Source organism: Lactobacillus sp. WILCCON 0149 (genome assembly GCF_057197965.1).
In genome coordinates this window covers 900,552-915,244 of record NZ_JBUBHO010000001.1, presented here as the reverse complement: position 1 = coordinate 915,244, position 14,693 = coordinate 900,552, and the positions used below count along the sequence as shown (strand labels likewise).

Sequence of the window (14,693 nt, the reverse complement as noted above, 5' to 3'; positions counted from 1 at the left end):
TTAGACGCTTTCAAATCAATTATTGATTATAGAAATTACCGATTCAAGTTAATTTGGCTGTTGCTCTGGGAGCTTGCCACACTTGAGTTAAATGTTGATTCTGAAGTTGAGACAGACGCGCTAGCTGAGACAGAAGTTACAACACTTTGTTCAGCGGAGGTCGGGTCACTCATACTTGCCAGTTCGGAAGCGGACATTTGCAGTTTCTCAAGCTCTGATTGAGAAATTGACGCGCTCACAGAAGCCTGGTATTCAGCATTGGCGCTTTCAGAGTTGCCAACGGAAGCAGTTACTGAGCCTTCGGAACTGTCAGCAGCGATAGAACCAACGCTAGTGCTCGTGGAGTTTTGAGCTGGAGTGTTGGTGGTATTACCTGCATTAGTTGTGTTACCAGCGTTGGTAGTACCGTTAGTCGTAGCCGCAGTGCCTTGGACGGTCGTCGTACCGGCAGTCGTTGCGGTAGCTGCAGGAGTTGCAACATTAGTCGTTGCAGTTGCGGTCGGCGTTGCTGGAGCAGTTGGCGTGGTTGGCGTGTTAGTAGCCGGGATCGTTGGAACGATTGGAGTGTTGCCAGTGTTAGGAATCTGGGCTGCACTCTGACTTGCAGAGGTGCTCAGGGATTCGCTCGTTGATTGGCTTTCACTCGTAGAACTGCTTACGCTCTGAGATTGGCTAATGCTTTCCGATTCACTTACGCTAAGTGATTCACTTGTGCTGGTGCTTACGGAAGCAGTTGAGGAACTCGTGCTTTCACTTGAAGAAGTTGATTCAGAGCTGCTTACGCTAGTTGAACCAGATTCACTTGAGGAAGTGGATTCGGAGCCGCTTACGCTAGTTGAACCAGACTCACTTGTTGAAGTCGATTCTGAGCCACTCGCGCTTGTTGAGCTAGATGCACTGGTTGAAGTAGATTCAGAGCCACTTACGCTCGTTGAACCTGATTCACTTGTTGAAGTGGATTCTAAGCTGCTTGCACTAGTTGAACCAGACTCACTGGTTGAAGTCGATTCGGAACCACTTGCACTTGTTGAGCCAGATGCGCTTGTTGAAGTGGACTCTGAGCCGCTTGCACTAGTTGAGCCAGATGCGCTTGTTGAAGCTGATTCTGAACCGCTTGTGCTCGTTGAGCCAGATGCGCTTGTTGAAGCTGATTCTGAACCGCTTGCGCTCGTTGAACCAGATTCACTTGTTGAAGTGGATTCTGAGCCGCTTGCGCTTGTTGAACCAGACTCACTGGTTGAAGTGGATTCTGAACCACTTGCACTAGTTGAACTTGATTCACTTGAGGAAGTGGATTCTGAGCCACTTGCACTAGTTGAGCCAGATGCACTTGAGGAAGTGGATTCTGAACCACTTGCGCTCGTTGAGCCAGATGCGCTTGTTGAAGCTGATTCGGAGCCACTGGTGCTCGTTGAACCAGATGCACTTGAGGAAGCTGATTCGGAACCACTTGCGCTCGTTGAGCCAGATGCGCTTGTTGAAGCTGATTCGGAGCCACTGGTGCTCGTTGAACCAGATGCACTTGAGGAAGCTGATTCGGAGCCACTTACGCTAGTTGAGCCAGACTCACTTGAGGAAGTAGATTCTGAACCACTTGCACTTGTTGAACCAGACTCACTTGAGGAAGTGGATTCTGAACCACTTGCACTTGTTGAACCAGACTCACTCGTGGAAGTGGATTCGGAGCCACTTACGCTCGTTGAAGCGGATTCGGAGCCACTTGCACTAGTTGAACCAGACTCACTCGTGGAAGTTGATTCTGAACCACTTGCGCTCGTTGAGCCGGATGCGCTTGTTGAAGCTGATTCGGAGCCACTGGTGCTCGTTGAACCAGATGCACTTGAGGAAGCTGATTCGGAACCACTTACGCTAGTTGAACTAGACTCACTCGTGGAAGTGGATTCGGAGTTGCTTGCACTAGTTGAACCAGACCCACTCGTGGAAGTGGATTCTGAATCACTTGCGCTCGTTGAGCCAGATGCGCTTGTTGAAGCTGATTCGGAGCCACTTACGCTCGTTGAGCCAGACTCACTTGAGGAAGTGGATTCTGAACCACTTGCGCTCGTTGAAGCGGATTCTGAACCGCTAGTGCTCGTTGAGCCAGATGCGCTTGTTGAAGTTGATTCGGAGCTGCTTGCGCTCGTTGAACCAGATTCACTTGAGGAAGTGGATTCTGAGCCACTTGCACTAGTTGAACCAGACTCACTTGTGGAAGTGGATTCTGAGCCGCTTGCACTAGTTGAACCAGACTCACTGGTTGAAGTCGATTCGGAACCACTTGCACTAGTTGAGCCAGATGCGCTTGTTGAACCAGACTCGCTGGTTGAAGTCGATTCGGAACCACTTGCGCTTGTTGAGCCAGACTCACTTGAGGAAGTGGATTCGGAGCCACTTACGCTTGTTGAGTTAGATTCACTTGAGGAAGTGGATTCGGAGTTGCTTACGCTCGTTGAGCCAGACTCACTTGAGGAAGTGGATTCGGAGTTGCTTACGCTCGTTGAGCCAGACTCACTTGAGGAAGTGGATTCTGATGCACTGGTTGAGATTGAAGTACTTGCGGAATCACTAGCACTGGTTGAAGTTGAAGCACTTGCAGACTCACTTGCGCTCGTTGAAGTTGAAGCACTTGCAGACTCACTCGCACTGGTTGAGGTTGAAGTACTTGCAGACTCACTAGCACTGGTTGAGGTTGAAGTACTTGCGGACTCACTCACGCTGGTTGACGCTGAAGTACTTGCGGAATCACTCGCACTCTCTGACGCCGAAGTACTTGCGGAATCACTCGCGCTGGTTGACGCTGAAGTACTTGCGGAATCACTCGCACTCTCTGACGCCGAAGTACTTGCGGACTCACTCGCGCTGGTTGACGCTGAAGTACTTGCGGAATCACTCGCACTCTCTGACGCCGAAGTACTTGCGGAATCACTAGCACTGGTTGAACTTGAAGTACTTGCAGACTCACTTGCGCTCGTTGAAGTTGAAGTACTTGCAGACTCACTAGCACTGGTTGAGGTTGAAGTACTTGCAGACTCACTAGCACTGGTTGAACTTGAAGTACTTGCGGACTCACTCGCGCTGGTTGACGCTGAAGTACTTGCGGACTCACTAGCACTGGTTGAGGTTGAAGTACTTGCAGACTCACTAGCACTGGTTGAGGTTGAAGTACTTGCAATCACTAGCACTGGTTGAACTTGAAGTACTTGCGGAATCACTAGCGCTGGTTGACTTGAAGTACTTGCGGACTCACTCGCACTGGTTGAGGTTGAAGTACTTGCGGAATCACTCGCGCTGGTTGACTTGAAGTACTTGCGGAATCACTCGCGCTGGTTGACGCTGAAGTACTTGCAGACTCACTAGCACTGGTTGAACTTGAAGTACTTGCAGACTCACTCGCACTCTCTGACGCCGAAGTACTTGCGGAATCACTAGCACTGGTTGAACTTGAAGTACTTGTGGACTCACTTGCGCTGGTTGAGGTTGAAGCACTTGCAGACTCACTAGCACTGGTTGACGCTGAAGTACTTGCGGACTCACTAGCACTGGTTGAACTTGAAGTACTTGCAGACTCACTTGCGCTCGTTGAAGTTGAAGCACTTGCAGACTCACTAGCACTGGTTGAGGTTGAAGTACTTGCAGACTCACTAGCACTGGTTGACGCTGAAGTTGACTCACTGGTTGACCGAAGTACTTGCGGAATCACTAGCACTGGTTGCACTGGTTGAACTTGAAGTACTTGCAGACTCACTAGCACTGGTTGAACTTGAAGTACTTGCGGAATCACTAGCGCTGGTTGACGCTGAAGTACTTGCGGAATCACTCGCGCTGGTTGAGGTTGAAGTACTTGCGGAATCACTCGCGCTGGTTGACGCTGAAGTACTTGCGGACTCACTAGCGCTGGTTGAGGTTGAAGTAGACTCACTAGCACTTGACGCTGAAGTACTTGCGGACTCACTAGCACTGGTTGAATCACTCGCACTGGTTGAAGTACTTGCGGAATCACTAGCGCTGGTTGACTTGAAGTACTTGCGGACTCACTCGCGCTGGTTGAGGTTGAAGTACTTGCAGACTCACTAGCACTGGTTGACGCTGAAGTACTTGCGGACTCACTAGCACTGGTTGACTTGAAGTACTCTGACTCTGCGCTGGTTGAAGTACTTGCGGAATCACTAGCACTGGTTGAACTTGAAGTACTTGCAGACTCACTGCACTGGTTCGTTGAAGTACTTGAATCAAGCACTGGTTGACTTGAAGTACTTGCGGAATCACTCGCACTGGTTGACTTGAAGTAGCACTCGCGCTGGTTGAGGTTGAAGTAGACTCACTAGCACTGGTTGAGGTTGAAGTACTTGCAGACTCACTAGCGCTGGTTGACGCTGAAGTACTTGCGGAATCACTCGCACTCTCTGACACCGAAGTACTTGCGGAATCACTAGCACTGGTTGAACTTGAAGTACTTGCAGACTCACTTGCGCTCGTTGAAGTTGAAGCACTTGCAGACTCACTAGCACTGGTTGAGGTTGAAGTACTTGCAGACTCACTAGCACTGGTTGAGGTTGAAGTACTTGCGGAATCACTAGCGCTGGTTGACGCTGAAGTACTTGCGGACTCACTCGCACTTTCTGATGCTGCTTTGCTCGTTGATTCGGACTCGCTCAAGCTCTTTGAGGCAGATTCGCTCAATGACTTCGATTCTGAAGTAGACTTGCTTGCAGATTCACTCTGACTCTTAGACGCGCTAATTGACTTACTGATCTTTTCAGAGTACGAAGTTGATTGGCTTTCCATTTCTGAGAGCTTCTCAGAAGCTTCTTTGCTGCTGATCGTGCTCTTAGAAATTGCAGTTGACAAACTGGCTGATTCAATCGTACTCAACCGCTCCGAAATCTTAGTTGAGTCAGACTCGTATTCAGACTTAACCTTAGAAATTTCTTCACTCAGTGACGTACTTGCTGATTCAGATTCAGACTTGCTCTTAGACTGGCTGACAGAAGCACTGACGGATCTGCTTGTGCTAATTGATTCAGACTTGCTTCTTGACTGGCTTGCAGATTCACTCAAGCTAGCTGACTTAGAAGCTGAAACACTTTGGCTTGCAGACTTGCTTTGGCTAACTGAGTTAGACCGACTCTGGCTGACAGAAGCAGATTCTGACTCACTCGCGCTCTTTGATGCTGAAACTGATTCACTTAACTTTTGAGAGCTAGAAACCGATTCGCTCACGCTAGTTGACTTAGATTCACTAAGTGACTTGGATGCTGATTCACTAGCCTCAGAAGCACTCTTTGATGCACTTTCACTTTCCGAAATCTGCTGGCTTAAGCTTTGTGATGCTGAAATTGAGTCGCTCTCTGCCTTTTGACTGTCAGATTCTGACGCAAGGCTTCTTGACTGGCTTTCAGACTGTGAGCTGCTGATTGACTCGTATTCACTCTTGCTCAAGCTTGCTGATTCGCTTGCACTGATAGATTCGCTCTTGCTTGCTTCTTCACTGATGCTTTCAGATTCTGAGTTAGAGATAGAATCACTCAATGAAGTCGACAAAGACTTGCTCTCTGAAATAGAGTTGGAGACAGAATCTCTCTTAGAACTGGATTCACTTCTGGAAAGTGATCTGCTCGTACTCTTAGATTCGCTGATTGAAGCAGATTCTTCTGCAGACTTTGATGCTGACTCACTTCTAGAAGCAGATTCTGATGAGCTTTCATCCAATGACTTGGACCGGCTGTCACTGCGGCTGTCTTCTTCACTTTGCTTAGTTGAAGCTGACTTACTGCGTTCAGCTTCTTCTGACTTGCTTTGTGATTCAGATGTTGACCGGCTAACCGACTGAGACTGAGCCTCACTGTTGGAGTTGTCAAACCCCTCCTTAACGTAGGAGTTCTTGTAACCCGCCATGATGGCACCCAGGTTCTTTTGACCTGAATTTTGTTCAGCACCAGTAGCGTGGACAACAGATGAAGTTGCACTTTCGTCTGCTTGAACTTCAACGAGGACGTTGTTAACAATTGACGCAAAGTCGCTCAAATTATCAGTTGGGATCTTAGTAGTGAAAGTAACCACCACGCCACTTGACGTATCAATCTTATTGCTAGTCGTATAAGCATCCCCGTAGTAACGACCATAGAATTTGCTTTCGTCGACTTGGGAACTGTTAACGTTAAAGCCCAGCGCCTGCTTGCCCTTGCCGTCATTTCTACTAAAAGTGTTGTTGACGTTGTAAAGAGTGTTGTTACTGCTGCTTGAGCTGTATGCTGCAACTACCGCGCCAGTAGCGACTGAGTATACAGTAATATTATCAGCCTTTTCCAAGCCAGACATGCTGTTTACGAAGAAACCAAAGTATGCGTCTTCTCCCGACTGAACTTTCGGCTGGTATGTTACTTCCCAGGTAATAACCCCAGTTGACAAGTTCATGTACCCTTTAAGGTCTGACAGAGTTTTCGCGCTGTAGAAGCCGCTGCCGAGAGTCGTATTCTTAATTTCGTACAGCAAGAAGCCCTTGTTGGCTGCCGTCTGGCTGGCTAAAGTGCTCATGGAGTCCGCAACACTCAGGGAGTAATTTTCAGCTCTTGATCTGCTGGTGCTTTCAGATTCTCTGACTGATTCTGAGAGTGATTCTGAAACAGAAGCTGATGCGGACGCAACCGCGGAAGTGCTTGCTGAAACTCTTTCTGATTCGCTGGCTTCTTCTTTAGACAGAGATTCTGCCGCGCTGGCTGACTGTGATGCATCTGCTGATTCTGACAAACTGGTGCTGGTTGACGCGCTGGCGCTTTCTGAAGCATCTTCCGCGTCTTCCTTGCTTGCCAAAAGTGATGCATCCCTGTCCTGCAGGCTCAAGCTGGCTTCAGCATCTTTTTCCGCCAGTTCACTTTCTGAAAGACTAGTTGATACTGACTGACTTTTGCTTTCAGACAGGCTCTTGCTTAAATACTCGCTTTCAGAAGCCGAAGTGCTCAAGCGGACAGACTCTGACAGGCTGTTGGCCGTACTTTCTGATTCCGCAGCAGAAACTGACTGGCTGGCCGCTTGGCTTTCGCTTTCAGACAGACTCTTGCTCAAAGACTCGCTCTCAGAAGCAACCGCGCTAACTGACTTAGACTGAGACTCATGTTCTGACACAGAAGTCGACAGGCTTTCTTCAATTGAGCCAGATGCTTCTGTTGACAGGGACTGACTGTCAGCTTGGTATTGACTTGCATCAAAACTAGTCGTAACTCCAGCGGTCTGTGAACCCTGCTGGACAGTTGTCGCCACTTGACTGCCTGCTGTCAGATCGGTCGTATCTTCAACTACAGCTACGTATGAGTAGTAGCCAGTTTCAGTATTAGTGAAGATCCAGTAGCCGGTCGTTCTGTCAGTATCCACGCTAAAGCTGGTTTGACCGTTTGAAACGTCAGCATTTACACTTACTTGACTGAAATTGTCCTGGTCATCCAGTTGGTCAATAACCGTGTTAACGTCTTGTGAGCTCAAATAGCTAGAACTGGTCTTGTAAAGCTTAACAGTTGCATTGCTGCTCAAGCCGGAGATCGTCACATTTTGCGTACCTTCAGCGGTCCCTGTTGGGTTAACTTCAATTAAGTAGGTAGTCTTGCCAGTAGAAGCATCAAAGCCAACCGTAGTCTGGCTCATGTTAGTGCCAGTGCCGCTGTAGCCGCCTGTGTAGTAGGAGTAGCCGTAATTGCCGTAAATAATATTTGCGTTTGTGTTGCCGTTTTGTTCGTTATACTTGCCGCTGTCAACATTGCTTCCAAAGTACTTAGTCGTTGACAAGGTCTGCAGCTGGGTTTTACTTGCTTCTGCCTGGGCCACCTGCAGGTTGCTGTTATATTCAACAACCGCGGCTGACTCGCTGGCTGAAGCTGACAGACTGGCTTCTTCTGAAGCACTGGCTGATTGGGACTGGTCAATAGAAGCTTGCTGCTCTAAGCTTTCAGACAGTGACTGGGAGGCTGAAGCTTCCGTACTGGTCTGCTGGCTGTCCTGGCTTTCTGACAAAGTTATGCTGGTCGTGTTTGCCTGATTTGCCGGAACAGCAAAGAGATTGATCTTAGCCTTGGCCGTCTGGCTTTCGCTTTGGCTGCCTTCACTCTTTGACTCAGATTGCGTTTCAGATGATGACTTAGTTTCTGACTTTGACTCAGATTCTGCTTCCGACTTTGATTCTGAGGTCGTTTCTGACTTTGATTCGGATTCTGCTTCCGACTTTGATTCGGATTCAGACTCTGTCTTGGATTCAGATACAGTTTCTGACTTTGATTCGGATTCAGACTCTGCCTTGGATTCAGATACAGTTTCTGACTTTGCAGATACAGTTTCTGACTTTGAATTAGATTCAGATGCAGACTTGCTGGCAGCTTGGCTAGTAGATTCTGACTGGCTTGAGCTTGCCGATTGACTTTCACTGACGCTGCTGCTTTGTTCCTGGCTGTCTTTTACAGACAAGCTTTCTGACTCGCTGGCTGATTCAGATTGTGAATTAGTCTGTGATTCAGTTTGAGAGGTCGTCTGTGATTCGCTCTGGGTCTGGCTAGCTGTGCTTGAATCCGCGTATGACTGCTGCTTTGACTGGCTCTGGCTTTGACTCAAAGTGTCTGACTGAGAAGACTCATTGACATTCTCATTAGAACTCACTTCAACAGAGTTCAAGCTGGCCGTGTCCTTGGTCGCGTCAACCGCCGCCTCAACTTGGGAAGTAATCCCAAATGCCTTGTTGTCAATCAAGGCGTTGGCCGCTGCCGTCCCGCCGGCAAAGGCGCCTAAAGCAGTGATTCCCTTTAACGCCGCGCGAGTATTGGCATTGACCGCGTTCTCCTTATTCAGCTTGCGCTTGCTGTCCTTCTCCTCTTTCTTGATAGCTTCCTTGGCCTTGGCAGAGAATTGGACCTCTCTCTTTTCTTTCTTGTTTTTCTTGGATTTCGACATCTTTCATCAACTCCCAATGCTCGCATTTAAACAGTTGCTTATAACTTCTTACGCAAGATATAAGCTAATCATGTACATTTCACTATATTTAAAGTATTATTATTTCTTCTGCCCTATCGTGTAAAAAAGCCGGGCAGACGCCTATTATCGCTAGCTAGCTTGTCTATAAATCCGCCCGTCCGGCTAAAAAGTTAAAATGGGCCTTTATTTTTTAATTATAACACGACCGCTAGAACAAATAGTCATAGATGTTTGCAAAAATGCTATTATTTCAACCTTTTTAGCGCTATCAAAAAAGCCCGCTCTTGAAAGCGGACTTAAAAAATTTCTTATTGCAGGCTCTTTGCCAAAAGTTCCCGGAAATGCTCTGCTTTTTCAGACCCAGCATGGTCTTCTTGCAAGCTAAGCAGGCGGGCATATTCTTGAGGATCTGCCAAAACTTTAATAGCGTCTATCATCCCTGCCGCATCCCCGGCCGCGAAAATATTCTCCGCTGCCACGTATTCTGGCGAATGCAGAGTATCTCTAAAAGCAAGCAGCAACAACCGGTTTTCAAAGGCTTGCCGGCCAGCTTGCAGAATTTCATTGGCATAATTGATGTCCAAGTAGAGGTCATCTTCTTCCAGCAGGCGGGCAACATCTTTATTCCTGGCAACTGGGTACAGGGCCACGTTCTCGTAATGGCCAAAATTCATCAACCGGCCGGACATTTCTGTCACGGCAGCAATGTCAAAGTGCCAGTCCGGCAAAGCTTCAACCAGCTGCTTGAGACACTCGATCTGGTCGGAATTGGTCAAAATCAAGGCCCGTTTTCTGGCCTGGTTCTCCCGCTTGAACGGGTAGACCGTCCCCAGATACTTGACTTTCTCGGCAATTTGCCGGTCAAGCTGACCGGTGATCTTTTCATATTCTGCCCTGTCTTGGATAATCACCCGGCCGCCTGGCAGGTTGTCTTCCAGAAGATACAGCATGTTTTCCGGCACATTTCCTTGGCTGATTTCCTGCCAGAAAAGCAGATTGCGGGATGGCTTTTTCTTCAACTGTATCAAGGTAAAGAGGCAGTTGCCCAGAGAATTAAAGATCACTTCATCCAGGTCAAAGTCAGCTTCTTCCAGATAGTATGCCGTCAGCTGGTTGATGTTCTTAAAGTTGTAGATGCCCCCATCTGGCAGATTATAAGTATAATCCCCGGTTAGATGGTTCTGGATCAAGACTTCCTGGCCGTTAGAGGCAAAATAGCTGGTCATTGCCTGCCGGCCGCTGTTATCGCAGCTCGTTATCGCGTACTTCCAGCCCCACTGATTGTAGTGGTCAATTACCCGGATCCGGCCAGCCATATCCAGCCATTCAACCTGGCTGACCTGCCGGCGGCGGTTGTTTTTCCAGTAGCGGATGTTGGCCCGCTTCTGCCCATGATCCAGCACTTCCCCGCTTTGCGAGTCGGCTTTGATCTCCCAGAATTCCGGCAGGTCAATCTCGTTAAAGTAGCGTGGCCGGCCTTTAAAATCAGACCCAGCCAGGCCTAATAAGTACTTAAGGGGTGATTCGACTCCCTCTGGCAAAAAGCCGTTGTCCATTATCACCACGCTCGGCTGCTGATAGCCAGCCAGTTTCAACGACCTTTCCAGGTCCTGGCTTTTTTCATTGTATTCATAGAAAAGATTAATCACGGTGCAGCTCACTTTCTATGGCCTTTTTCCATAACTTGGCAACTTGCTTGTCCCTGTACTTGCCAGCGATCTCATAGGACTTTTCTGACATGGCGGCTAAATCTGATGAGAACAGCTTAACGATCGCCCGGGACATTTCGCTGACATGCTCTGGCACGGTTGCCAGCCGGTCATATGGCAAAAGCAGGCCGTTTTCCCCATCAGCGATAAAGGTCGGGTTGCCGTAGCGGACGTCAAAGCCGACCATAGCCAGACCCGACCCTACTGCCTCCATCAAGGTGAGGCCAAAGCCCTCACTGGTTGAGCAGGTCAAATAGGCCTGGTAGTGCTGGTAAATATCATCCATCTGCTGGTGTCCTTTTAAATGGATATAGTCCTCAGCTCCGACTTCCTTGATCACTTCTTCCAGCATGGCCCGCTCCGAGCCCGACCCGTAAATGTCCAAAGTCAGTTCCGGCAAGGCCTTCTTGGCTTTGGCCACCGCCCGAATAGCCCAGTCCAGATGCTTTTCACTGGCCAAACGGGAGGCCGTCACCAGACTGAAAGGCTGACGGCTGGCAAAATCCGGCTTTTTCAATTCTTTCAAGCTGCCCACTGGAATCGCGTAGATCTGGGGCTTTTTGCCCTTATACTTTAAAAACTGCTCTTCCATCAGCTCTTTTTGCAGGTCTGTCGCCGTTACGTAAAAATCGATCTGGTCAGCATGCTGGAACTCATACTCATAGTAATTGTTCCAAAGGATGGTGTCGTCATTGGTTTCTGCTTCACTGAAGTGGTCGGCGTGGACAATCGTCCCTACCCGGGCCTTGCCCCGGTTCTCCAGGATTTCCTGGCCCTGGTCTTCAGCCCGGTCGATCAAGATGATATCTTTTTTGGAAAAATTTAATTCCCGCAGCATCTTAATCAAGAGCTCATGTTTAGAGTAAAGAATGTCATCCTTGAACTTGAAGATTTCCTGGTCACCATCAATGATTTCATCATAAACTGCCGTCCCATCTTCATTGTAAAAACGGCGCTGGTAGAGCTTGGCCCGGTTGTTTTCCGGAGCATAAAACTCGCTGCAGTAGCGGCCATAGCTGTAATAGTCCTTTCTGACCAGGTTAGCCCCGGACACGTATTCAACCCGGTCAACTATGCCCGAAGTCAAATCCTTCAAATATGCCGTGGCCCAGAAGTCATTGGCGAAAATGTAGCGGACCGCCTTGTTCATTGGCTTGCGCTCAAGAATCGGTGGCAGGACTTTTTCCAAGTCGTCCAGAGTGAAGCTGCCCGCCCTGACTTCAAAGTCGGTAAAAAAGGTATACAGCCAGATGATCTCCCGGTCCTTGAAGCCCAGATTTCTAGTCAAGTGGGCAATATTTTCATAGCTGATCCAATCAGTAAAAATAAACTTGGCCTTCACGCCCAATTTGCGGAAAACCTGTCCCCGGTAGGCCTGGGCGTATTCGACCCCGCTGGAAGCCCAGCCGATTCCCTTGTTGATGCTGTAAACTGTCATGTTAATTACCTAGATCATTTTAAAAATCGCCAGCAAAATACTGATGATGATCGCCGCCGTGATTACCAAACCGAAAGTCCGGTAGATGGTCTTTTTCGGCTTGGCGGGCTTGACGTACTGGTTCCTTGCTCCCTTGAGCTGGCTGTTCATATGAGCCGTCAAGAGATCCTTTTGCTCATCGCTTCTCTGCTTTTCCTGCTTATCAATCTCAGACATAGTAAACATCCTTTTTTCCGAACTTGTCAATCGTGATGCTGCTCATCAACACATTGCGAATGGTCAGCCGCTTGATCTCCCGGCACATCTTCTTATATGAGCTTAAAGCCGCGTGGTGGTACTCATTCATCGGGTCCCTTTGCGCCGATGTCCGCATAGCCACCATCTGCCGCAATTGCTGCAGGTTGTCAACCTGCTTGATCCAGCAGACATCGATGGCCTTTAAGGCGGCCAGATTGTAGAAGCGCTTTTTCTCCGCTTCATCGTCAAAGTATTCTTCCTTGCGCTTTAGTTCTTGTTCAGCTACAGCCAGCAAGTAGGCAACAACCGCCTTTGAATTATTCAAATCCAGCTGGCTTAAGTCATCGTCAAAACCGTAAGATAGATTGTCCAAGATAAAACGGCGCAGTTCCCTTTTCTCCAAACGCGGATGCTGGCGGACAAAATCACTGAAAAGCTGCTTCATCCAGCCTTCTAAATCGTAATTGAGCCCATCAGAAAAAATAATCTGGTTCCGGGTCTCATATACCTGCTCACGCTGGATCTCGTCACTGGCTCCCATGGACAATTGCTGCTTGCGGATATCATAGTCGCTTTCGTCACTTCTGACTTGCGCAGAATTAAGCGCCTCCCTGATCCGCCAGTTCTTTAGTTCATGGACCTGAGTCAGGTTCAAGTCTTCTGAATGGTACTTTTGCCGGTAGCGGTCCAGCCACAAGGGACCGTACTTGATGACCACATCGTCTTCCAAGGAAACGAAAAATTCACTTGTTCCCGGGTCGCCCTGCCGGCCGGCCCGGCCGCGCAGCTGGTCGTCAATTCTTCTGGAGCTCATCTTGGCCACCCCTAAGACGGCTAAGCCGCCCAGTTCAGCCACACCCGGCCCCAGCTTAATGTCGGTCCCCCGACCAGCCATGGTCGTGGCCACCGTAACGGCCCCGACCTGACCGCCTTCTTTGACGATGGTGGCTTCCTTGGCCGCGTTTTTGGCATTCAAGACATTGTGGGGAATCTGCTCTCTCAGCAATAGTTCTGAATAGATTTCAGAAACGGCAATCGATTCGGTAATGATCAAAACCGGCCGCCCCAAGGCATGCAGGCGCTTGACCTCTTCCAGTGAGGCTAAAAGCTTGCTTGGCAGATCTGGATAGATCCGGTCTGGCAGGTCCTTGCGGATGACCGGCCGGTTGGTCGGAATCCGGACCACCTTGGTCCCGTAAATCTTGAAAAATTCATCCCGGGCAGAATAGCCAGTCCCGGTCATGCCGGAAAGCTTTTTAAACATTCTGAAGAGACTTTGGTAAGTAATTGAAGCCATGGCCTGCTGGTCATCTGACAAATCAAGCTGCTCTTTCATCTCAATCGCCTGGTGCTGGCCAGCCTGCAGCTTCATCCCTTCCAGGATCCGCCCGTTTTCTTTGTCCAAGAGGGCAACCTCACCGTCAGCGCCGACCACGTATGCTTCTTCTTTTTCAAAGAGGCAGTGGGCCTTTAAGGCCAGGTTGATGCAACGGACCAATTCCGTATGCTCGCCGTCATAGAGATTGGGCAGGCTGAAAAATTCTTCTGCCTTCTTGACCCCAGCTTCAGTCAGCCAGACATTGTTATGCTCTTCATTGAATTCATAATCATCTTCTGACAAAAAGTAGATGAATTCGTCAGCTACTCCGATATAGTTGGACTTGACCTTGGGCAAGCCGGCAATGACCAGGGGAGTAATGGCCATGTCCAGCAAAACTGAGTCGGCTTCGTCGACAATGCAGTAGTTAAAAGGCCGCATGTACTTTTCGTCTTTTTCCTGGGCCATGTTGTCCAAAAGATAGTCAAAGCCCAGGGCCCCGCTGGTTGAATAAACGATGTCAGAATTGTAGATCTTTTTCTTCTGCTTGACCTTCAGCTTCTCGCCTTCCAAGCTGAAACCCGTAGCATAGGTAAGGCCCAGCCAGCGGTAGACCTGGGACATTTCTTCCCCGTCCCGGTTGGCCAGGTATTCATTGGTCGTCACCAAAATCGCCCCGTCTCCGCTTAAGGCATTAAGGTAAAGAGGCATGGTGGCGACCAGGGTCTTGCCTTCCCCGGTCTTCATTTCGACAATATTGCCGTAGTTAAGACCGATCGCGCCCATCACCTGGCTGTCATGGGGAAACATCCCCAAAACCCGCCAGTCGGCTTCCCGGACGACAGCGTAAGCTTCAACCAATAAACTGTCCACGCTGGCCCCTTGCTTTATCCGCTTTTTAAATTCAGCAGTCTTTCCCTTGAGCTGGTCATCAGTCAATTGCCGCATGGGCTCTTTAAGCCGGTTGACTTTCTTTAAGACCTGGCGGATCTTCCTCAGATCCCAGTAATCCGCTGAAAACAGACTTCCAATCGCGGCCATG

The 14,693-nt window shown here is 49.0% G+C and carries 5 protein-coding genes and 1 pseudogene; all 6 read right to left on the bottom strand.

Annotated features, from left to right (window positions below; translation table 11 throughout):
• Window positions 1–35: 35 nt before the first annotated feature.
• Entirely contained in the window at window positions 36–3,182 is a 3,147-nt protein-coding gene (locus ACYVUV_RS04270) for a hypothetical protein (RefSeq protein ID WP_484499025.1), read from the bottom strand.
• Between the two features lie 200 nt (window positions 3,183–3,382).
• A pseudogene (locus ACYVUV_RS04265) lies at window positions 3,383–5,529 on the bottom strand (accessory Sec-dependent LPXTG-anchored adhesin); the annotation flags it as partial.
• Between the two features lie 3,728 nt (window positions 5,530–9,257).
• Window positions 9,258–10,598: an accessory Sec system glycosylation chaperone GtfB gene (gene gtfB, locus ACYVUV_RS04260; RefSeq protein WP_484499024.1), complete on the bottom strand. Its 1,341-nt coding sequence runs from the start codon at window positions 10,596–10,598 to the stop codon at window positions 9,258–9,260.
• Entirely contained in the window at window positions 10,591–12,096 is a 1,506-nt protein-coding gene (gene gtfA / locus ACYVUV_RS04255) for an accessory Sec system glycosyltransferase GtfA (protein WP_484499023.1), read from the bottom strand. The genes gtfB and gtfA overlap by 8 nt, the downstream gene beginning before the upstream one ends.
• A 9-nt stretch (window positions 12,097–12,105) precedes the next feature.
• Window positions 12,106–12,312 (bottom strand): hypothetical protein, encoded by a 207-nt coding sequence (locus tag ACYVUV_RS04250; protein WP_484499022.1) that lies wholly within the window; start codon window positions 12,310–12,312, stop codon window positions 12,106–12,108.
• Window positions 12,305–14,692: an accessory Sec system translocase SecA2 gene (gene secA2, locus ACYVUV_RS04245; protein WP_484499021.1), complete on the bottom strand. Its 2,388-nt coding sequence runs from the start codon at window positions 14,690–14,692 to the stop codon at window positions 12,305–12,307. Before secA2 ends, ACYVUV_RS04250 begins: the two co-directional genes overlap by 8 nt.
• Window position 14,693: the final 1 nt, after the last annotated feature.